We start from the raw sequence: 19,386 nt of genomic DNA, 5'->3' as shown, positions 1-19,386 counted from the left end.
GGACGCCGCTGCGGCTCCGCCGCGTCGCGACGCCGCAGCCCTCGGCTTCGCGCGCGCGGCGGCGTGTCATAATTCTATTAGTCCACTGCACCGTTGCCGCGTGCCCAGCCGCATCCGCCCCCTCGCCATCACCGCATTCACCGCCACGTCCGCGCTCGGACGCGGCCGCGCCGCGCACGCAGCCGCTCTGCACGCGCGCCGCAGCGGCCTGCGCGCGAACGACTTCACCCCCGAGCCGCTGGCCTGCGCGATCGGCCGCGTCGAAGGCCTGGAAGCCGCGCCGCTGCCGGCTGCCTACGCCGATCACGACAGCCGCAACAACCGGCTCGCCTGGATGGGCCTGGCCGCCGACGGCTTCCTCGACGCCGTACGCGAATGCATCGAGCGCCACGGCGCCGGCCGCGTCGCGCTCGTGGTCGGCACCTCGACCTCGAGCATCGGCGCGACCGAACAGGCTTACCGCGAACTCGACCACGGCCGCTTTCCGCCGCATCTGCAGGCCGCGAACCTGCACACGCCGCATTCGCTGGGCGAGTTCCTCGAGGCGGCGCTCGGCACGCGCGGGCCGTGCCTGACCGTCGCCACCGCCTGCTCGTCGAGCGCGAAGATCTTCGCCAAGGCCGAACGCCTGCTGCGCCTGGGCCTGGCCGACGCCGCCGTGCTGGCCGGCGTCGACACGCTCTGCGGCAGCGTGCTGTTCGGATTCAATGCGCTGGAGCTGGTCTCGCCCGAGGTCTGCCGCCCGTTCGACGCCGCGCGCCGCGGCCTGTCGCTCGGCGAGGCGGCCGGCTTCGCCCTGCTCGAACGCGACGGCGCCGCCGACGCGCCGCGCCTGCTCGGCTACGGCGAATCCTCCGACGCCTACCACATGTCCACGCCACATCCGGAAGGCCTCGGCGCGCGCCGCGCGCTGGCCGACGCCCTCGCCCGCGCCGGCCTGGCGCCGCGCGAGGTCGACTACGTCAACCTGCACGGCACCGCCACGCTGAAGAACGACGCGGTGGAGGCGGCCGTGGTCGCCGACGTGTTCGACGCCTCGACCCGCGTCAGCGCGACCAAGGGCTGGACCGGCCACACGCTCGGCGCGGCCGGCATCCTCGAGAGCGCGCTGACCTTGCTGGCGATGGAAAGCGACCTGGTGCCCGGCTGCCTCAACAGCACCGTGCCCGACCCCGCCTGCAGCGCCTCGTTCGCGTTCGACAACGAGTCGCGGCCGATCCGCGTCGCCCTGAGCAACTCGTTCGGCTTCGGCGGCAACAACTGCACACTGGCGTTCGGGCGGGCGCACTGAGCCGCGCGCATGGACGCACTGACCGTTCATCTCGAAGGAATCGGCTGGTGGTCACCGCAGTGGCCGACCTGGGCCGCCGCCGCGCGCGCGTTGCGCGGCGAAGCCGTCCCGCCGCAGGCGCCTGTCGCCAGGCCCGCAGCGGGCGTGCTCGCGCCGGGCGAGCGGCGACGCGCTCCGGACGTGGTCCTGCTCGCCTGCGAGGTCGCCGAACAGGCCTGCGTCGCGGCCGCGCGCGCCGCGGCCGACCTGCCGTGCATATTCGTGTCGATGCACGGCGACGTCATCACCACCGACGCCGTCTGCACCACGCTGGCGAACGCCCCGCTCGAGGTGTCGCCCACACGCTTCCACAATTCCGTGCACAACGCCGCCGCCGGCTACTGGACCGTGGCGACCGGCTGCCGCGAGGCCTCCACCGCGCTCGCGGCCGGCAGCGGCAGCTTCGCCGCTGGCCTGCTCGAAGCGGCGCTCGAAGCGCTGGCCGAGCAGCGGCCGGTGCTGCTCGCCGTTTACGACGTCGGCGCCAGCGGCCCGCTGGCCGAGGTCATGCGCGCGGACACGACGCTCGGCGCCGCCTTCGTGCTGAACGCCGTGCGCGGGCCGCAGACGCAGGCGACCCTGCACCTGCGCCATGAGGCCGTGCCCGCCGAAGCCGCCGAGGCCAGGGCCTCGGTCGCCGCCGCGCTGCCGCTGCTGCGCGCGCTGGCGCGCGGCGAAACCGCTTCGCTGCGCCTGCCGGCCGGTGCGGCGAGCGCGCTCGTGGTGGAGGTGTCGGCGTGAGCGCGACCGATCCCGCCCGCGTCGCGGTGGTGATCCCGGCGCTGAACGAGGAGCGCGCGATCCGCGACGTGATCCAGTCCGTGCTGGCGGTCTGCCCGAACGTGATCCTCGTCGACGACGGCTCCACCGACGCCACGCTCGAGCGCGTCGCCGACCTGCCGATCACGGTGATCCGCCACACCGCGCCGCTGGGCAAGGGCCAGGGCCTGCGCGACGGCTTCCGCAAGGCGCTCGAGCTCGGCTTCGACGCGGTGGTCGCAATGGACGGCGACGGCCAGCATCTGGCTTCCGACATCCCGCGCCTGCTCGCGGCGGCGCGGCGCTATCCCGAACACGTCGTGATCGGCGCGCGCATCCGCAACCGCGAGAACCAGCCGCCCGCGCGCCGCCGCGCCAACGACTTCGCCGACTGGGGCATCTCCTGGGGCTGCGGCGTGCCGGTGGCGGACACGCAGAGCGGGCAGCGCTACTACCCGCTCGGCGCGCTCGAACTGGCCGACCTGGAAGCCGACGACTTCGTGTTCGAGGCGGCCCTGCTGATCGCCGCGGCGCGCGACAAGAAGCTCGGCATCGTCTCGGTGCCGATCGAGTCGCGCTACCACGGCGAATTCCGCCTCAGCCATTTCCGTCCGGTGCGCGACGTCACGCGCATCACGCTGTACACGGTCGGCCGCGTGATCCACTACGGCCGCGTCGTGGACAGCTACCGCCGCTCGCACGCGACGCCGCCGCTGGTGTTCGACCCTCCGGCCGACGCCTGACCGCGATCAGCGCTCCAGCACCGCGCGCGCGGCGACCGCGGTGTCCGGGTTGTCGCTGAAGGCGCCGTCCAGGCCCAGGCCGAAGAACAGCGCGTACTCGTCGAAGGCCTTGCCGTACAGCGCCGCGCTGGCCGGATCTGCCGCGTCGCCGACGCGATAGTCCAGCGGCAGGAAGCTGTTCTCGTTGCGGAAGGTCCAGGCGTGCACCAGCAGGCCGGCCGCGTGCGCATCGGCGATGAGGGTCGTCGGCGGCAGCAGGGCCCCGGCCATGTCGCGCGGCACGATCAGGTTCTTGGCCACGCCGACGCCGGCGGCGTAGCGGCGGACTTCGCGCAGGCCGTCGGGCGTGACGAGATCGGCGTAGGTGCGCGGATCGCCGCTGGCGACGAAATCGTACGGCTGGCCGGCGGCGTCGACGAGCTGCACCAGCGGCAGCCGCGTCATGCGCGAAAGATCGCGCAGGTTGCCGACCTCGAAGGACTGGATGAACACCGGCGAGCGCGCGCTGCGGTAGCCGGCCGCGTGCAGCGTGCGCACCAGCGGCGCCTCCAGCGCGAGGCCGATGCTGCGGAAATAGGTCGGATGCTTGGTTTCCGGATACAGGCCGATCGTGCGATGCGTGCTGCGCTGCTTGGCCTTCACCAGCGCGATGACCTCGGCCAGGGTCGGGATCTCGTAGCGGTCGTCGTAGAGCGTGTTGCGCTGGCGCAGCTCCGGCAGGCGCTCGCGCGCGCGCAGGGTCTTCAGCTCGGCCAGCGTGAAGTCCTCGGTGAACCAGCCGATGACGGCGTTGCCGTCGATCGTCTTGGTCGTGCGGCGCTCGGCGAACTCGGGATGATCGGCGACGTCGGTGGTGCCGCCGATCTCGTTCTCGTGGCGGGCGACCAGAACGCCGTCGCGCGTGGACACCACGTCCGGCTCGACGAAGTCGGCGCCGAGATCGATCGCCAGTTCATAGGATGCGAGCGTGTGCTCGGGACGATAGCCGCTCGCTCCGCGGTGGCCGATGACGATCGGCGCGTGCGTGATCGGACGGTTGTCGGATTCCTCGCCGCCGTCGGCGGCCAGGGCGGTGACGCTAGACACGGCGGCGAAGCCGATTGCGAGCAGGACGGAAAACAGGCGCATGGCAGACTCCCCGCGCGACGCGTCGAACGCGCCGCGCATGACGTTGCCCCCTTCGCGAACGAGCTTGCGGTGCGCGCATGAAACATGCGTGACCGTCACGTTGCGCGAGTGCGCAGTGCGTCACGCCATGCCGCCGTTGACGCCGATGACCTGGCCGTTGACGTAGGCGGCCGCCTCCGAGCACAGGAAGCGCACCACGGATGCGACTTCCTCCGGCGTACCGGCGCGGCCGGCCGGAACCAGCGCCCGGATCTCGGCCTCGCCGAAGCTGTCCGCGCTCATGCGTCCGGCGATCACGCCCGGCGCGACTACGTTCACGGTGATGCCGCGCGAAGCCATCTCGCGCGCCAGCGATTTCGACGCGCCGTGCAGGGCCGATTTCGCCGCCGCGTAGTTGGTCTGACCGCGGTTGCCGAGCACGGCCGCCACCGACGACACGCACACGATGCGCCCCCAGCGCAGGCGCGCCATCGGCAGCAGCAGTGGCTGGGTGACGTGGAAGAAACCGTGCAGCGAGACGTCGATGACGCGCCGCCACTGCTCCTCGCGCATGCCGGCCAGTGGCGCGTCGTCGTGGATGCCGGCGTTGTGCACGAGGATCGGCACCGGGCCGCCCTCGAGCACGCGTTCGAGCGCTGCGCGCGTGGCCGCGCCGTCGACCAGGTCGAAGGCCAGCGCCTGCGCGGCGCCGCCGTTGGCGCGGATCGTTTCGGCCACCGCTTCGGCGCGATCGAGCTGCGCGTTGGCGTGCACGAACACCTCGCAGTCTTCGGCCGCCAGCGCCTGCGCGATCGCACCGCCGATGTCGCCGCTGCCGCCGGTGACGAGCGCTCGCCTGCTTCGGTTCATGCGTGGGTTCCCGCCGGAAAACGGCGCATGATGCCGCAAATCCGGCGGCTGCGATCGCGCGGCCGGGTGCGCCGCGCGATCGCGTCCGGCTCACGCGCTCTTCTTCGCCGCCGCGTGCGCTTCCTGCAACGCACGCGCGCAGTCTTCGCAACACACCTCGACGGTCTTGCCGCCGATCTCGACCTTGATCGCGTTCGCGTCCAGTTCGTAGTCGCAGGCGGCACAGGTTCTCGCAGTCATGGTTCGTACTCCTGGTGGGACCCGGGGATCGGGTGGGCCTAGAAAAACAAATCCGCCGCGGCGCCGCTGTCAGAATCTTTAGCGAAACGGGTTCAGCCGTGGATCCGGAACAGCGGCGCCAGGCCGCGCGGTGCCGTGTCGATGCGGAAATCCCGCCAGGGGCGGCGGTCGCGCATCGCGTTGCGCGGGCGGGTCGCACGGATCCGCAGCCGCAACTCGCGCGCGGCGGGCGGGCGTCCGCAGGCCGCGCAGGTCTTGTCGTTCATGGTTCGCTCCGCATTTGCCCGCGATCCGGGCAGGCACAGGAGACCACGCGCGGGCGGTGCGGCGCTGTCGGAAACTTTAGCGAGCGTGCACCGAGCGCTGGAATTCCGCCGGCGTGCGGCCATAGGCCTGGCGGAACGCGGCGCTGAAGTGGCTGTGGCTGGAGAAGCCCAGGTCGGCGCCGAGCCGGGTCAGGTCGTCGTACTCGCCGAGCAGATCGAGCGCGCGCGCCAGACGCAGGCGCAGCTGGTAGCGGTACAGCGGCATCGCCTCGACCTGGCGGAACACCTGGGTCAGGTAGACCGGCGACACGCCGACTTCGCCGGCGATCTCGGCCAGCGTCCAGCGCCGCGCCGGATCCGAACCGAGCACGAGCTTGGCGCGGTCGACCAGCTTCTGCCGGCCGGCGCTGGCCCCGGCCGCGTGCGCGGTGCGCTCGCCGACCGCGCGCCGCAGCAGGGTCAGCGCCAGCGTCTCGGCTTCCAGCGGTTCGGCGGCGCCGCGTGCCAGGCCGTGCCGCAGCAGCGCGACCAGCGCCTGCGCGCGCGGATCGATGCGCAGGCGCTGGCGGCGGAACGCCAGCGCGCCGCCGTCGCGGATCTGGCTGCCGGGCACCAGTTCGCGCAGCCACGCCTCGTCCAGCGACAGCACCAGGCAGGCGTCGCCGCCGGCCACCGGGTGGCTGATGCGATAGCCCTCGTCGCGATTGAAGAACAGCACCTGGTTCGCCTCGGCGACCGCGTCGTCGCTGCCGAGATGGCGCACGTAGACGCCGCGATACGGGAACACCAGATGCGTGTGGCTCGAGCACTCCTCGGCGCTGCGGTGCCGGCACCCGCCGTCGCAGACGACGTCGCGGATCGCCAGGGTATCCGTCTGCAGCAGCGACTGGACCGAGAGTCCGGACATGGTGGGATGGCGCACCGACCCGTTCGAGGCCCGCAACATACTCCGTCCGCGCCCCGGAGTCTGCGCCCTGCCGGCACGCCGCGCCGGCCGCCGTGATTTTTTGCGCCCCCGTGCGAATCATGATTCCGTATTGCGAATGCGGAGCGGCGAAGGTGGAAGGCGTGCTGACCGGCAAGACACGGAACCCGTTGCGCGAGCACTGCCAGCAGCTGCTGCAGGAGCATCGCGGCATCGTGCTCAAGGTGGCGAACCTGTACGGCCGCGGCGTCGAGGACCGGCGCGATCTGGCGCAGGAAATCTGCGCGCAGGCGTGGAAGGCGTTCGCGTCCTGGGACGCGGCGCGGCCGTTCCCGACCTGGCTGTACCGCGTCGCGCTGAACGTGGCGATCTCGCATGCGCGTGCCGGCGGCGTGCGCACCGTGGTCGCGTTCGACGAGCTCGACGTCGAACCGTCCACCGACGGCGAGGCGCAGCGCGAGAACGACGACGGCGTGCGCCGGCTGTACCGCTGCATCGAACGGCTGGGCCCGCTCGATCGCGCGCTGATGCTGCTCTACCTCGACGAGCGCAGCCAGCGCGAAATCGCCGAGGTGCTGGGCCTGAGCGAAACCAACGTGGCGACCAAGATCGGCCGCCTGAAGATCCGCATCCGCCAACAGTTCGGAGCATGACGTGGAGCACACGATGGAACTTGATGATTTCAGGACCGCCTGGCAGACCCTCGACCGCCGCCTGCGCGAGCAGAACGAGGTCGGCTTCCAGCTGCTCAAGCACCAGCGCCTCGACGCGATGCGCCGCGGCCTGCGCCCGCTCGCCGTCGGCCAGGCGATCGGCATGCTGGTCGGCGCGCTCGCGATGGTCTGGCTGCTGCCGATGTGGACCGCGCCGGCGCCGACGCACGATCCGTGGGTCAAGGTCTGCGGCGCGGTGCTGCACGCCTACTGCATCGGCCTGATCGTGCTCGGCGGCATCGTGCAGGCCATGATCGCGCGCGTGGATTACGCCGAGCCCGTGCTGGCGATCCAGCAGCGGCTGCTCAGGCTGCGCCGCATCTATCTCGTCGGCGGCCGCCTGCTCGGCCTGCCGTGGTGGTTCCTGAGCGCGCCGCTGCTCGTCGTGCTGACGCGCGGCGCGATCCTCGACACGGCGCCGTCGGTGATCTGGGGCCAGCTCGCGGTCGGCGCCGCGGGCCTCGTCGCGACCTGGCTCTTCCACCGCTGGGCGCACCGGCCGGCCCGTGCCGACTTCGGCCGCCGCCTCGACGACGGCGCCGCCGGTGGCAGCCTGCGCCGCGCACAGGCCGCACTCGACGATCTGGCGCGCTTCGAGCGGGAATGACGCGGCACGGGCGACGCGACCGCGTCGCCCGCGGCACGAAGGCGGCTACCAGACCTTCACGCGCTGCGCCGGCTCCAGGTGCAGCTTCTGGCCGGGCTTCACGTCGAACGCCGCGTACCAGGCGTCGAGATTGCGCACGGTCAGTGCGCGGTAGCGGCCCGGCGCGTGCACGTTGGTCAGGATCGTGTTGCGCAGCGCCGGCTCGCGCGCCTTGCTGCGCCAGGCCTGCGCCCAGCCGAGGAACAGGCGCTGGTCGGCGCTGAAGCCGTCCAGCGTTTCGCCGGCGCCGGGATGGGCCAGCTTGTAGGCGTCGTAGGCGGTGGCCAGGCCGGCCACGTCGGCGATGTTCTCGCCGAGCGTCAGCTTGCCGTTGACGGCGAGGTCCGGGAACGGCTTGTAGGTGTCGAACTGCGCGGCGAGCGCGGCGCCGGCCGCCTCGAAATGCGCGAGGTCCTCCTTCGTCCACCAGTTCGCCAGCTTGCCGCTCTCGTCGAACAGCGCGCCGCTGTTGTCGAAGCTGTGGCTGATCTCGTGGCCGATCACCGCGCCGATCGCGCCGTAGTTGACCGCGTCGTCGGCGGCGCCGTCGAAGAACGGCGGCTGCAGGATCGCCGCCGGGAAGATCAGCCGGTTCTCCAGCGGCACGTTCAGCGCGTTGACTTCCTGCGGCAGCAGGAACCACTCGCCGCGATCGACCGGCTGGCCGAGCTTGGCGAGGTTGCGCCGGTACTCGAACACGCCGGCGCGCTGTGCGTTGCCGAGCGCGTCGTCGCGGCGCACCTCGAATGCGGCGTAGTCGCGCCACTTCGCGGGATAGCCGACGCCGACCTGCAGCCCGGCCAGCTTGGCCTTCGCGCGCTGCCGCGTCTGCGGGGTCATCCATTCCAGCGCGTCGATGCGCTGGCCGAACGCGACGATCAGGTTCTTCACCATCGCCTCGGCGCGCGCCTTCGTCTCCGGCGAGAAATGCTCGCCGACGTAGATCCTGCCGACCGCCTCGCCGAGCGCGTGGTCGGTCTCGTCGACCGCGCGCTTCCAGCGCTCCTGCTGCTGCGGCGTGCCCGACAGGGCGGTGCCGTGGAACGCGAAATGCGCGTCGGCGAATGCCTTGGGCAGGTACGGCGCGGCGCGGTCGAGCGCGTGGAAGGCCAGATAGTCCTTCCACGTCGCCAGCGGCTGCTTGCCGACCAGCGCGGCGATGCCGCTCACGGCTTTCGGTTGCCAGACGACGAACGTCGGCTGCTTCTGCAGCCCGGCGCCGTCGAGGAAGGCCGCCCAGTCGAGTCCCGGCGCACGCCGCGCGAAATCCGCTGCGGCCCACGCGTTCGCGCCCTTCTGCACGTCGTTGGTGTCCAGCTGGCTGGCGTGCGCGCGCGCGATCTGCGTCTCCAGCGCGACGATGCGCTTGGCCTTCGCCTCGCCGTCGGCGACGCCGGCCAGCTCGAACAGCCTGGCGACGTAGGCGGTGTACTGCGTGCGCAGCTCGGCCATGCGGCCGCCTTCGAGATAGAAATCGCGATCGGGCATGCCCAGGCCGCCCTGCACGAGATACGGCGCGTACGCCTGCGGCTCGAGCAGATTCGGCGACACCCACAGGCCGAACAGGCGGTCGGTGTAGTAGTTGGTCGCGTTGAGCAGGTCGACGTCGGCGCGCAGCGATTGGCCGAATGCGTGCGCCAGCGCCTTCTTGTCGGCGATCGCGGCGATCGCGTCGAGTTCGGGCTGCAGCGGCGCCAGGCCCTTCGCCTCGATGCCGGCCTCGTCGAGGAAGGCGGCGTAGTAGTCGCCGATCTTGCGCGCGTCGCCGCTGGCCGCCGCGTCCGCCGACGCCTTTTCCAGGATCGCGCGCGTGTCCGCGCGCGCCTGTTCGGTCAGCACGGTAAAGCTGTTGTAGCTGGACCGATCGGACGGGATTTCGGTGTTGCGCACCCAGGCGCCGTCGGCGTACTCGAAGAACTCGTCGCCCGGCGCGACCGAGCGGTCCATGCCGGCGGCGTCGAAGCCGAAGCTGCCGAGCGCGGGCTTGGGCGCCGCCGGTGCGGCGGGAGCGGCCGGCGCCTGGTTCGCGCTCGGCGCCGGCGCGGCGCGTTCGGCCGGCGCCGCATCGGAGCGGCCGCAGGCGCCGAGCGCGGCCGCGGCGACCAGGACGGAGAGCGTGGCGGAACGTCGGACCTGGGCGGACATGAGGCGCCTCTGCGCAAGGGAAAGGCCGAGCGTAGGAGCTGCGCCCCCGCGGCGCAAAGCGCGGAAAGTCACGGGTCGCCGCGAAGCCGCTACTGCTGCGCCGGCGGCTCGCTCCGGCGATCGCCGGGCACCTGGACGGAACAGAACGCGTCGAACGCCTCGGCGCGGTTCTCCAAGCCGTGCTCACGTGCGAGTTCCCACGGCCGTTCGCAGCGCTGCGTGCGTGCGCACCACGCGTAGCCGGCGGAGGGAATGCAGCCGTGCGCGTCGCGATCCGATCCGGGCATCGGCGGCTTCGGCGGCGACGCAGGAGCGGTGGCGCGAGCACCGGCGCAGGCGCCGAGCGCGGTGGCGAGCAGCGTCACGAGAAGCGCGCCTGCGCTCGTGCGTCCGATCCAAGCCTGGCGAGTCATCGTGCCCTCCGTCGTCGCGCCCGGCCGGGCGGCGAAGCAGTGTCGCGCGCGCGGACGTGCGCGTCGAGCGGACGGCGTGCGTCAGGCCACGCCGCCGGAGACCGCCGCGATCACCGCCGCCCTCCCCTTCGCGACCACCTCGCCGCGATGCTCGACGCGGAACGCATACTGCCAGCTGCCGTCGCCGCCGAGCAGGCGTTCGGCGTGCACGTCGAGCGTGCCGTCGAGGTCGTCGACGCGCGTGCGGCCCAGCTCGACCTCGCGCAGGGAGACCAGGTACCCCGGCCTGGCCGCGGCGCCGGCCGCGCGTGCGACAAGGCCGCCGTGCACGGCCATCGCCTGCGCGCCGTACTCGCACAGGTGCACGGCGCGCAGCCCTGCGTCGCTGCGCAGCGGATGATCGGTGCGGCGGTGGGAGTCGCTGCGCGCGTGGATGCGGGTCTCGTCCCAGGCGACGACCGCGTCGAGCAGGCTCATCGCGCCGGCGTGCGGGATCAGGCCGGCCCAGTCGGACTTCGGCGGCGCGGGATCGGATGGACGGGACATCGCCAGGCTCCGCAACGAAGGAAACCGGCCGATTATGCGTCCGCCCGGCGCCGCGCGTGCGGGGGCGCGGACCTGCGGGTAACCTAGCCGCATGGCAACACCGCTCTTTCGATTCGGCGCGTTCCGGCTCGATCCCCAGGCGCGCGAATTGTTCGAGAACGGACGGCGCATCGACCTGCCGCTCAGTACCGTCGACTGCCTGATCCACCTGATCCGGCATCGCGACCGGCCGATCGGCCGCGACGAACTCGCCGCCGCGGTCTGGGGCCGCGTCGACGTCAGCGAGGTCTCGCTGAGCCACGCGATCATGCGCCTGCGCCGCGCGCTCGGCGACGACGGCAATGCGCAGCGCTACATCCGCACGGTACCGCGCCTGGGCTACCGCTGGGTCCTGCCGCTGGACGACGACGGGCCGGCACCGGCCGAATCGGCGACGCCGCCCGGCGAGGCCGGCGACGCAGCGGCGCCGCAGCCGGAGCCTGTGCCACACGCGCCGCCGCGTTCCGTGCGGCGGCGTCCGTTCGTCGTGGCAGCCGTCGCCGCAGCGCTCGCGCTCGGCGCATCGGCGCTGTGGCTCGCCCGCGCGCCGTCGCCGCCGGACGCCGCCGCACCGGCAACGAACTCCGCGCTGGTGCTGCCGGTCGCGATCGACGCCGGCGAGGAATCGGCCTGGCTGCGCCTGGGCCTGATGGACCTGCTGGCGATGCAGCTGCGCCGCGGCGGCCTGGCAACCACGCCGAGCGAGACGGTGGTCGCCCTGCTGCGCGAACACGGCGCGGGCAGCGATGCGCTGCCGGCGGCCTGGCGCGTGCAGTCCGCCGCACGCTTCGCGCACGCCGCCTGGACACTGCAGCTGAAGGCCACCGGCGCGGAGCGCACGCTGGAGATCGAAACGCATGCCGACGACGCGCTGAAGGCGGCGCGCGCGGCGGCCGACGAACTGCTGATCAAGCTCGGCCGCACGCCGCCGAACGACGACCTCGGCGACGCCGCGCTCGCCGCCGCGACACTGCGCCAGCGCGTCAACGCGGCGGTGCTCAGCGGCCAGCTCGACGTGGCGCGGCGCGTCATCGAGCAGGCGCCGCCGCCGCTGCAGGCCAGCCCGGAGATCGCGCTCGGCCGCGCCCGCGTCGCGCTGTTCTCCGGCGACTACGCCGCCTGCCGCGCGCAGGCCCAGCAGCTGCTCGACCGGCTGCCGGCGGACGCGCCCGCCGACCTGCGCGCACGCACACTCAACACGTTGGCCGCGGCGGCCATGCGCCAGGGCCGGCTCGACGTGGCCGAACCGGAATTCGCCGAGGCGGCGCGCCTGCAGGACGGCACCGGTCCCGACGTGCTCGCCGCCGCGCACATGGGCCTGGCCAATGTCGCCGCCGGCCGCGGCCAGCTCGAGCGCGCCGCGGCCGACTACGGCCGCGCGCGCACGCTGTACGAGATCGGCAACGATCCGCTCGGCGTCGCCACGGTCGACCTCAACCTCGCCATCAACGCGATGCAGCGCGTGCGGCCGGCCGACGCGCTGCCCATGCTGCGCAGCGTGCGCGAGCGACTGGAGCGCTACGCCGCGACCGAGGCGCTCGGCGCCACCGAGATCGTGATGGTCGAGGCGCAGCTGCTGCTGCTCGACCACGACGGCGCGCTGGCGACCAGCGGACACTTCGCCGACGCCGCCGCCACGGCCGGCAATCCGCGCCAGCGCTGGCAGTACACGTTCGCACGCGCCGCGGCGCTGGCCGGCGCCGGCCGGCTCGACGCGGCGGACGCGCTGCTGGCCGGCCTGCGCGACGGCAGCGACGCGCAGGCCGACGCACTGGCGCGCGCGCTGGGCGACTCGCTGTCGGCGCTGTTCGCGCTGCCGCGCGGCGTGCCGGCGCGCGCGGCCGAGCTGGCTGCCGCCGCGATGACGCCGGAACTGGAGGCGCGCAACCGCGAGCAGTACGCGCAGGCCGGCCTGCTGCGCGTGCGCGCGCTGCAGCAGGCCGGCCAGCTCGACGCGGCCGCGGCCGGCATCGCCCGTCTGCAGGCCTGGAACGCCGCCGCGCCCGACGCCGGCCCGAGCGTGCTGCTGGCCCTCGCCGAGGCCGAACAGGCCGCGGCCGCCGGCGACCTCGATGCCGCACTGCGCCGCTACGCGCAGGCGATGGCGGACGCCGCCGCGCGGGCGATTCCCGAGGAGATGGTGCGCGTGGGCCTGTCTTACGTGCGCCAGCTGGTCGCCGCGCACCGCCTCGACGAGGCCGTCTCGGTCAACGGCCGCATCGCGCCCTGGGCCGACCGCGACATGCGCGCGGCGTGGAGCGAGGCCCTGGTCTACAGCGCCCTCGGCCGCGAGGCGGCCGCGACGGCAGCCCTGGAGCGCGCGCGTCGACTGGCCGGCGAACGCAGCGTCAGCGACGTCGTGGCGAGCCGCCGCTGAGCCGCGGAGCGCGCTTCCTACACGCCCGATACACGCTTTTTACATGCGGATCGCGATGCATTCGCCGACTTTCGGCCCTTCGCGAGCACACCGCTCCGCTGCACGAGACCGCCGATGACCCTCCTTCCGCCCCGAATCCCGCCGCGCCTGCTTCCGTCCGCCCTCGCCGCCGTGCTGTTCTGCGCCGAGGCCGGCGCCGGCACGCCGCTGTATCACCTGAGCGTACTGACCGTGCCGGACGGCGGCGGCACCCAGGCCACCGACGTCAACGACGCCGGCCAGGTCGTCGGCAACTACATGGACGCCGAGTTCAACGCGCGTGCCGTGGTGTGGGACGCCGACGGCACGGCCCATCCGCTCGGCGTGCCGGGCCAGGGCGACGTCTACGCCTACGCGATCAACAATTCCGGCCAGATCGTCGGCTCGTTCCTCGACTACGTGAACCCGGTCGCCGGCCTGCTGTGGAACGCGGCGACGCCGCAGCAGTCCACCCCGCTGCACGACGAGGCGGACGTGAACGTCTCGCCGGCCGACATCAACGACGCCGGCGTCGTGGTCGGCGCCTTCGGCCTGCCGGCGCAGAGCCGCGCCTTCGTCTGGACCGCGGACGGCGGCCTGGTCGACTACGGCGTGCAGGACCCGGACGTCGAGTTCCAGCAGGCGCAGTGGGCGGCGGTGAACGCCTCCGGCAAGCTGGTCGGGCACTGGAACGTGCATTCCTCGACCGTCCACGCCACCGGCGGCCAGGTCGGCACGCCGGCGGTGCTCTCGCTGGGCTCGATGAGCGAGACCTACCCAACCGTCGCCACCGCGCTCAACGACGCCGGCACCGTGGTCGGCGTCGGCCTCGCCGCCGAGGCGCCGGTGCTGGTGCCGGTCGTGTTCGACGAGAACGGTTCCTACACCGAGATTCCCGGCGCAGTGCTGGACCAGGAGAGCGGCTGCGCGTCGGCGATCAACGCCGAAGGCGTCATCGTCGGCAGCGCCGGCATCGGCTCGGCCAGCGGCTGCGTGCCGGGGCTGAAGATCTGGGTCCATCGCGACGACACCGTGTACGACCTGCTCGAGGTGGTCGACGATCCGGGCCCATTCGTGAGCCTGCACAGCGCCGCCGCGATCAATGCGCACGGCGTCATCGTCGGCTTCGGCCGCGACGCGGACGACAACCTCGCCGGCTTCGTGCTGACGCCGATCCAGTCCGACGCGATCTTCGCCGACGGCTTCGACGGCTAGAGACTTCGGTCCGCTCCCCTCACCCGCGCCGGCGGCGCGACCTCTCCCGCAAGCGGGAGAGGTGAAGTCGCAGGCTTTCCGCGCGACGGCCCGAATCGAAAGCGTCAGCGCGGCGAGCGCGCCATCAGCACCGACAGGCAGAAGTGGAAACCGACGCCGAGCGCGACGGTGAGCCCGATCGCGCGCAGCACCGGCAGCGAAGACCACGCCTGCAGGCCGAACACCAGCAGGGCCGAGATCACGCAGACCAGGGTCGCGTGCAGGGTGCGGCGCGCTTCGGCCGCATCCGCCACCGGACGCTCGAAGAACAGCGCGTAGTGCAGGCCGAGGCCGGCGGCGAGCGTCAGCGCGACGAGGTGGAACAGCGACAGCGAGATGCCCGCCGCGCGCTCGACCACGAACACCAGCACCGTCGCCAGCGACATCGGTGCCAGTACGTGCCAGGCGCGCGCGACACTGCGCAGCGCGATCACCACGGTCACCGCGAGCAGACCGAGCGCCAGCGCCAGCGCGGCGAGGATGCGTTCGCGGTAGGCGGCGACCAGCGATTCGGACGCCGCTTTCAGGTCGAGCAGGTGCGCGCGCCCTGCAGTCGATTCGGCCAGCGCGGCCACCGCGGCGGCATCGTGCACGCCCGACAGCGTCGCCAGGCCCAGCCAGGCGTCCTCGCGCTGCACCAGCATCGAGGCGAGCCGGGCGCCGAACGGCGACTGCGCGAAGCGCTCGGCGTGCAGCGGCGGCAGCGTGCGCGCGCGCTCGACGTCGTCGAGGAACGGCGCGAACAGGTCGGCACGGAACGGCAGCTCCGCCTGCGCCATGCCGAGCGCCGCCTCGAGCGCGGCGCGGTCGGGCAGCTTCGCCTGGCGCGCGCGCTGCGTCGCGATGGGCGGCAGGTAGCGGCTCGGCAGCTCGGCGGCGTCGAGCGCGCCGCGCCGCGCAAGTTCGTCGAAGCGCGGTTCGAGCGTCTCCGACAGCGCGAGCACGCCGTCGGCGTCCGGCGCGCGCAGCACCAGCAGGTAGCGCACGTCCGGCGCGCCGAGTTCGCCGCGCAGCGCCGCGTCGCGCAGCAGCAGGTCCTGCGGCACCGGCGTCAGCGCGGCCAGATCGTTCTGCCACAGCGGGCCCGGCGCGCGCCACAGCACGGCCGCCGCGACGAGCAGCAGCGCCCACGGCAGCCAGCGCGGCCGCGGCACGCGATCGAGCCAGCGCGCGGCCGCCGCCATCGCCGGCGAATCGGCCACGTCGCGGAAACCCGCCGGCAGCACGCGCGGCAGCAGGTAGCGCGTGCTCAGCCCGGCGACGAGCAGGCCGGCGATAGTGAACACCGCCAGCTGCTGCAGGCCGGTGACGCCGGAAGCGAAGAACGCCAGATACGCGATCGCCGCCGAGACGATCGCGGTCGCCAGCAGCGGCCACAGCGCGCGCGCGCTGGCGACGGCGTCCTCGCCGGAACGACGGTGGCTGAGCAGGCGGATCGGGTATTCCTGCGCCACGCCGAGCAGGGTGAAGCCGAACGCGAGCGTGATGCCGTGCGCCTGCCCGAAGCCCAGCGCCAGCGCGGCGATGCCGGCCAGCCCGCCGCTGAGGACCGGCAGCGCGGCGAGCAGCAGCGTGGCCAGGCTGCGGTAGGCGAACAGCAGCAGCACCACGAATCCGATCGTGCTGATCGCGCCGAGCCGGTCGGCCTCGGCGCGCGTCCTGGCGTTGATCAGCACCGTGAAATAGCCCGGGCCGCTGATCGTCAAGGTCGCCGCGCCACGCCCGGGCAATGCCGCAAACGCGGCCTGCAGCGCGTCGAGCGCGGCGCCCTGCGCGGCCGGATCGAAGCCGGCCGCGCGCGTCTGCGCCAGCAGCAGCGCTTGACCGGTGGAAGAAAACCAGACGCCGTCGCGCACCGCCGGCGCCTTCGGCGGCGACCAGCGTTCGGCCAGCGCGAGCGTTTCCAGGGTCGGATCGCGCGGCAGCAGCGGCTTGAGCAGGGCCGCCGCCGGCGAGGCCAGTTCCTCGACGCGCTGCTGCAGCTGCTCGGCGAGGTAGTCCGCGTCCAGCGCGTGCGCATCCAGCGTGGGCGACAGCAGGTAGCGGTACGGCAGCAGCGCATCGTCGAGCGCGGACGGATCGAAGGCGCCGTTGAACGCCTGCTCGAAATGGGACGAATCCGCGCGTAGCGCGTCGACGAGGCCGCGGCTGAGTTCGGCCAGGTGCGCTTCCGGCGCGCCGCCGATCGCCAGCAGCAGCAGGCGCGAGCCCGGTCCTTCGCCGACCTGCTCCATCAGCAGCTTCTGTTCCGGCGTCTGCGGCGGCGGCATGAAGCTGCGCAGGTCGGTGCCGATGCGCAGGCGATGGATCGCGAACGCGCCGAGCGCGGCGAGCGCGAGCAGCCACGCCACGAGCAGGATCCACCGCGTCGCCGCGCGCGTGGTCGCCGCGCCGGCGGAAGTCATCGCGCCGGCGCGCCGCGGCACAGCAAGTCGAGTTCGGACTTCGCCGGGCGCGTGGTCAGCTTCGTCGCGGCGAGCGTGTCGACGAGCAGGATCGCCAGGTCGCCGTCGCCCTCGTGCGTGCGGAAGCAGCGCGGCGTGCCGTTCGCGCCGTCCACCTCGATCGCGCGCACGCGCCGCGCCAGGCGCGCGTCGCGCGGCTTGAGCTGCAGCTGCCAGTTCGCCGCACTGCCGCTGGCGGTGAGCGTGAAGTCGTGTTGCAGCGTCTGCGCGTCGCCGCCGAGCAGGGCGGTGAAGCCGCGCAGGAAGCCTTCCAGTTCCGGCGCCTGGCCGAGCGCGAACGTGCGCGGCTCGCGTTCGCCGCGCCGGATCGTCGCGCTGCCGTCGGCGATCGTGGTCTGCTCGCGATAGGGCTGCTCGACGCGCTTGCCGAGCCGGCCGGCGCCGAGGTATTCCAGCTCGCCGCGCAGGATCAGCGGGCGGTCGAGCATTCCCGAGTAGCGCACCTCGGTGTAGGCGGTGCGCGCCGGCGTCTCGCGCTTGAGGCCGGCGACGATCGCGGCCGCGTCGGGACCCGCCTCAGGCGGCGCCGCGCGGGACGGCAGCGGCGTCGACGTCGTCACGGCGATCGCGAGCGCCGCTGCGCAGTTCTTCGGGATTCCAGAAATCATGCCAGTTGAACCAGTTGTAGGGATCGCGCCTGACGTAGTGCTCGAGCCGGTCGGCGTAGCGCTGCGCGACCGCCTGCAGCTCGGCCGCGCGCGCGCGGCGCGGCAGGTCGAGGCGGTCCGCGAACGCCTCGAAGTGCAGATCGTAGCGGTTGCCGCCGCGGTACAGGCCCAGGCACAGCACCACCGGCACCTTCAGCAGCGAGCCGATCAGGAACGGCGCGGCCGGCAGCGCCGCCGGCGCGCCCATGAAGTCGACGGCGACGGTGGACTCGTGCTCGCGCGCGCGGTCGGCGAGCAGGGTCACCAGCGCGCCGGACTGCACGGCCTCGTGCATGGCGAGCACGATGTCGGTGCTCGGCCGCGAGGCGTCGATGACGTTGCGCGCCATCTCCGGATCGAGCGCGTGCAGCAGCTCGGTCAGCGCCGGCGTCTTCTGCGTATCGAGCACCACGCGCACCGGCGGTGCGTCGTCCCTGCGCGCCAGCACGCGCAACACCTCGAAGCTGCCCACGTGCGCGCCGAGCAGCAGCACGCCGCGCCCCGGCTGCAGGCGCGAGGTCAGCGCGTCCAGGCCCTCGACGCGCACGTCGAACGCCTTGAAGCGCTGCGCGAGCAGGAACACGCGATCGAGGATCGTTCCGGCGAAACGGTGGATGTGGCGCAGCACCTGCCACGCGCTCGCCGGACGGCCGAACGCGCGTTCCAGGAACTGGTACGACACGCGCCGCTCGTACGGCCGGCGGATATAGAAGTACAGCGTGATCGGATACAGGCAGATCCGCGCCACGCCGCGGCCGAGGTTCAGCGCGATCGTGCGCAGCAGCCAGATGGCGAAGCGGCCGCCGCCTTCCCTGCGGGCCGTCCAGTGTTCGGTCATGCGAGCTCCCCTTCGCCCGACAGTATCGTCGATCCGTCGCGCTCGATGCGAAAGCGTACGCGCGTACCGTGACGTTTCCAGCTCAGCTGCGCTTCCTGGCCCGGCAGCAGGGGCGATGCGAACTTGACCACGCCCAGGCGCGCGAAGCGGCCCGCGCCGGCGCGTTCGAGCGAGGCGGCGATGCGGTCGAGCAGCAGCACGCCGGCGACGACCGGCGCACCCGGGAAATGTCCGGGCAGGCTCGGATGTTCCGGCTCGATGCGGAAGCGTTCGGTCGCCTCGGCGTCGCTCATCGCGCGGCCCTTGCCGCATCGTCGGCGAAACCGCGCACCAGGCGCGGCCAGCGCCGCACCAGGCGGCCGACGAAGCGCGGCAGCGAGGCGTGCGGGATGTGCCGCAACCGCCAGCGCCGGAACGCGTATTCACCGACCAGGAAGACCAGCACCAGCGCGTAGCTGCCCAGGTGCAGGTACCAGCGCCAGGCGTCGCCGTGCAGCGGAAACGACGACGGCAGCCCGAACGCGGCCAGCGCGCCCGCCGGCACCGCGCACGCGACCAGCCAGGCCAGCAGCGCCGCCTGCGCGCCGAACAGCACGGCCCAGGCCAGGGTCAGCCCGCGCGCGTAGCCGGCCACGCGCGGCAGCGCGAGCCGCTCGCGCCCTTCCAGCGCGGCGATCACGCTCGCGATCAGCGGCTCGCGTCCGCGCGCGAGCGTGCGCGCGAACAGCGTGCACAGCGCCAGGTTGACGAAGATCGGCATCAGGTCCAGCGCGAGGCGGCCGTGGCCGAACGCGGCCAGCGCGACGAGCGCAGCGCCGACCAGCAGCCACAGCCCCCAGGCGAACGCACTGCCGCGACGCAGGCCCGGCGACAACAGAAGGGTCACCAGGGCGAAGGCGGCGAGCAGGTCGAGCCAGGCGTTGCCGCTGGCGATGGCGGCGACCAGCAGCACGCCGTACGCGGCCAGCAGGCCGACGACGAGTCGCGAGCGCGACCCGGGCGGAACGGTCGATGGCGGAGCGGCGGACACGGGAGCGGCGGGCGG

20 protein-coding genes are annotated in these 19,386 nt (G+C 73.1%); 7 read left to right on the top strand and 13 right to left on the bottom strand.

Going from position 1 to position 19,386, the window contains the following annotated elements; all coding sequences use genetic code 11:
- The first annotated feature begins 100 nt into the window (after positions 1-100).
- The 3 genes from ACFO6Q_RS07415 to ACFO6Q_RS07405 are packed head-to-tail and all read left to right on the top strand — an operon-like array spanning position 101 to position 2,832.
- The gene (locus tag ACFO6Q_RS07415; RefSeq protein WP_380019975.1) at positions 101-1,291 is read left to right on the top strand and encodes a beta-ketoacyl-ACP synthase; all 1,191 of its coding nucleotides are present in this window, start codon (positions 101-103) and stop codon (positions 1,289-1,291) included.
- A gap of 9 nt (positions 1,292-1,300) precedes the next feature.
- Positions 1,301-2,071: a beta-ketoacyl synthase chain length factor gene (locus ACFO6Q_RS07410; protein WP_380019974.1), complete on the top strand. Its 771-nt coding sequence runs from the start codon at positions 1,301-1,303 to the stop codon at positions 2,069-2,071.
- Positions 2,068-2,832: a glycosyltransferase family 2 protein gene (locus ACFO6Q_RS07405; protein ID WP_380019973.1), complete on the top strand. Its 765-nt coding sequence runs from the start codon at positions 2,068-2,070 to the stop codon at positions 2,830-2,832. Before ACFO6Q_RS07410 ends, ACFO6Q_RS07405 begins: the two co-directional genes overlap by 4 nt.
- A 6-nt stretch (positions 2,833-2,838) precedes the next feature.
- On the opposite strand, the gene ACFO6Q_RS07400 is transcribed toward ACFO6Q_RS07405, so the two are convergent.
- From ACFO6Q_RS07400 to ACFO6Q_RS07380, 5 genes are all read right to left on the bottom strand, one after another.
- On the bottom strand, positions 2,839-3,960 hold the full coding sequence (locus ACFO6Q_RS07400) for a glycerophosphodiester phosphodiesterase (RefSeq protein WP_380019972.1): 1,122 nt from the start codon (positions 3,958-3,960) through the stop codon (positions 2,839-2,841).
- Between the two features lie 120 nt (positions 3,961-4,080).
- Positions 4,081-4,809, bottom strand: a complete 729-nt coding sequence (gene fabG / locus ACFO6Q_RS07395; protein WP_380019970.1) for a 3-oxoacyl-ACP reductase FabG — start codon at positions 4,807-4,809, stop codon at positions 4,081-4,083.
- 90 nt (positions 4,810-4,899) lie between these two features.
- Positions 4,900-5,049, bottom strand: a complete 150-nt coding sequence (locus tag ACFO6Q_RS07390) for a hypothetical protein (protein WP_380019969.1) — start codon at positions 5,047-5,049, stop codon at positions 4,900-4,902.
- 92 nt (positions 5,050-5,141) lie between these two features.
- Positions 5,142-5,315 carry a hypothetical protein gene (locus tag ACFO6Q_RS07385; RefSeq protein WP_380019968.1) on the bottom strand — a complete coding sequence of 58 codons (174 nt, stop codon included), beginning with the start codon at positions 5,313-5,315 and terminating at the stop codon, positions 5,142-5,144.
- Between the two features lie 76 nt (positions 5,316-5,391).
- Complete coding sequence (locus tag ACFO6Q_RS07380; RefSeq protein WP_380019967.1) at positions 5,392-6,222, bottom strand: helix-turn-helix transcriptional regulator; 831 nt, start codon at positions 6,220-6,222, stop codon at positions 5,392-5,394.
- A 119-nt stretch (positions 6,223-6,341) separates the two neighbouring features.
- Between ACFO6Q_RS07380 and ACFO6Q_RS07375 the strand changes: the two genes are divergently transcribed.
- The gene (locus ACFO6Q_RS07375) at positions 6,342-6,893 is read left to right on the top strand and encodes an RNA polymerase sigma factor (RefSeq protein WP_380019966.1); all 552 of its coding nucleotides are present in this window, start codon (positions 6,342-6,344) and stop codon (positions 6,891-6,893) included.
- A gap of 13 nt (positions 6,894-6,906) precedes the next feature.
- Positions 6,907-7,560 (top strand): hypothetical protein, encoded by a 654-nt coding sequence (locus ACFO6Q_RS07370; protein ID WP_380019964.1) that lies wholly within the window; start codon positions 6,907-6,909, stop codon positions 7,558-7,560.
- Positions 7,561-7,605: 45 nt separating this feature from the next.
- Here the strand turns inward: ACFO6Q_RS07370 and ACFO6Q_RS07365 are convergent, their stop codons facing one another.
- From ACFO6Q_RS07365 to ACFO6Q_RS07355, 3 genes are all read right to left on the bottom strand, one after another.
- Positions 7,606-9,744, bottom strand: coding sequence for a M13 family metallopeptidase (locus tag ACFO6Q_RS07365; RefSeq protein ID WP_380019963.1), 2,139 nt, complete (start codon positions 9,742-9,744; stop codon positions 7,606-7,608).
- An 89-nt stretch (positions 9,745-9,833) separates the two neighbouring features.
- Positions 9,834-10,157, bottom strand: a complete 324-nt coding sequence (locus ACFO6Q_RS07360) for a hypothetical protein (RefSeq protein ID WP_380019962.1) — start codon at positions 10,155-10,157, stop codon at positions 9,834-9,836.
- A gap of 81 nt (positions 10,158-10,238) precedes the next feature.
- Positions 10,239-10,703, bottom strand: a complete 465-nt coding sequence (locus ACFO6Q_RS07355) for a hotdog family protein (RefSeq protein ID WP_380019961.1) — start codon at positions 10,701-10,703, stop codon at positions 10,239-10,241.
- 91 nt (positions 10,704-10,794) lie between these two features.
- On the opposite strand from ACFO6Q_RS07355, the gene ACFO6Q_RS07350 reads away from it, so the two are divergent.
- Both ACFO6Q_RS07350 and ACFO6Q_RS07345 read left to right on the top strand, forming a co-directional pair.
- Entirely contained in the window at positions 10,795-13,119 is a 2,325-nt protein-coding gene (locus ACFO6Q_RS07350) for a winged helix-turn-helix domain-containing protein (protein WP_380019960.1), read from the top strand.
- A gap of 114 nt (positions 13,120-13,233) precedes the next feature.
- On the top strand, positions 13,234-14,352 hold the full coding sequence (locus tag ACFO6Q_RS07345; protein WP_380019959.1) for a hypothetical protein: 1,119 nt from the start codon (positions 13,234-13,236) through the stop codon (positions 14,350-14,352).
- A 104-nt stretch (positions 14,353-14,456) separates the two neighbouring features.
- Here the strand turns inward: ACFO6Q_RS07345 and ACFO6Q_RS07340 are convergent, their stop codons facing one another.
- From ACFO6Q_RS07340 to ACFO6Q_RS07320, 5 genes are read right to left on the bottom strand one after another with little or no spacing between them, the layout of a single operon-like run.
- Entirely contained in the window at positions 14,457-16,796 is a 2,340-nt protein-coding gene (locus ACFO6Q_RS07340; protein ID WP_380019957.1) for an MMPL family transporter, read from the bottom strand.
- On the bottom strand, positions 16,793-17,416 hold the full coding sequence (locus ACFO6Q_RS07335) for a LolA-related protein (protein ID WP_380019956.1): 624 nt from the start codon (positions 17,414-17,416) through the stop codon (positions 16,793-16,795). Before ACFO6Q_RS07335 ends, ACFO6Q_RS07340 begins: the two co-directional genes overlap by 4 nt.
- A complete protein-coding gene (locus tag ACFO6Q_RS07330) occupies positions 17,373-18,341 on the bottom strand; it encodes an LpxL/LpxP family acyltransferase (protein WP_380019955.1) in 969 nt (322 codons plus the stop codon). The genes ACFO6Q_RS07335 and ACFO6Q_RS07330 overlap by 44 nt, the downstream gene beginning before the upstream one ends.
- Positions 18,338-18,634 (bottom strand): ApeI family dehydratase, encoded by a 297-nt coding sequence (locus ACFO6Q_RS07325; protein ID WP_380019954.1) that lies wholly within the window; start codon positions 18,632-18,634, stop codon positions 18,338-18,340. Before ACFO6Q_RS07325 ends, ACFO6Q_RS07330 begins: the two co-directional genes overlap by 4 nt.
- Positions 18,631-19,371: a COG4648 family protein gene (locus ACFO6Q_RS07320; RefSeq protein ID WP_380019953.1), complete on the bottom strand. Its 741-nt coding sequence runs from the start codon at positions 19,369-19,371 to the stop codon at positions 18,631-18,633. The genes ACFO6Q_RS07325 and ACFO6Q_RS07320 overlap by 4 nt, the downstream gene beginning before the upstream one ends.
- Positions 19,372-19,386: the final 15 nt, after the last annotated feature.

This window comes from Dokdonella ginsengisoli, assembly GCF_042652785.1.
Taxonomy (GTDB): Bacteria; Pseudomonadota; Gammaproteobacteria; order Xanthomonadales; family Rhodanobacteraceae; genus Dokdonella_A; species Dokdonella_A ginsengisoli.
The sequence above is the reverse complement of the archived record's forward strand: the minus strand, read 5'-3'. Positions and strand labels throughout refer to the sequence as shown.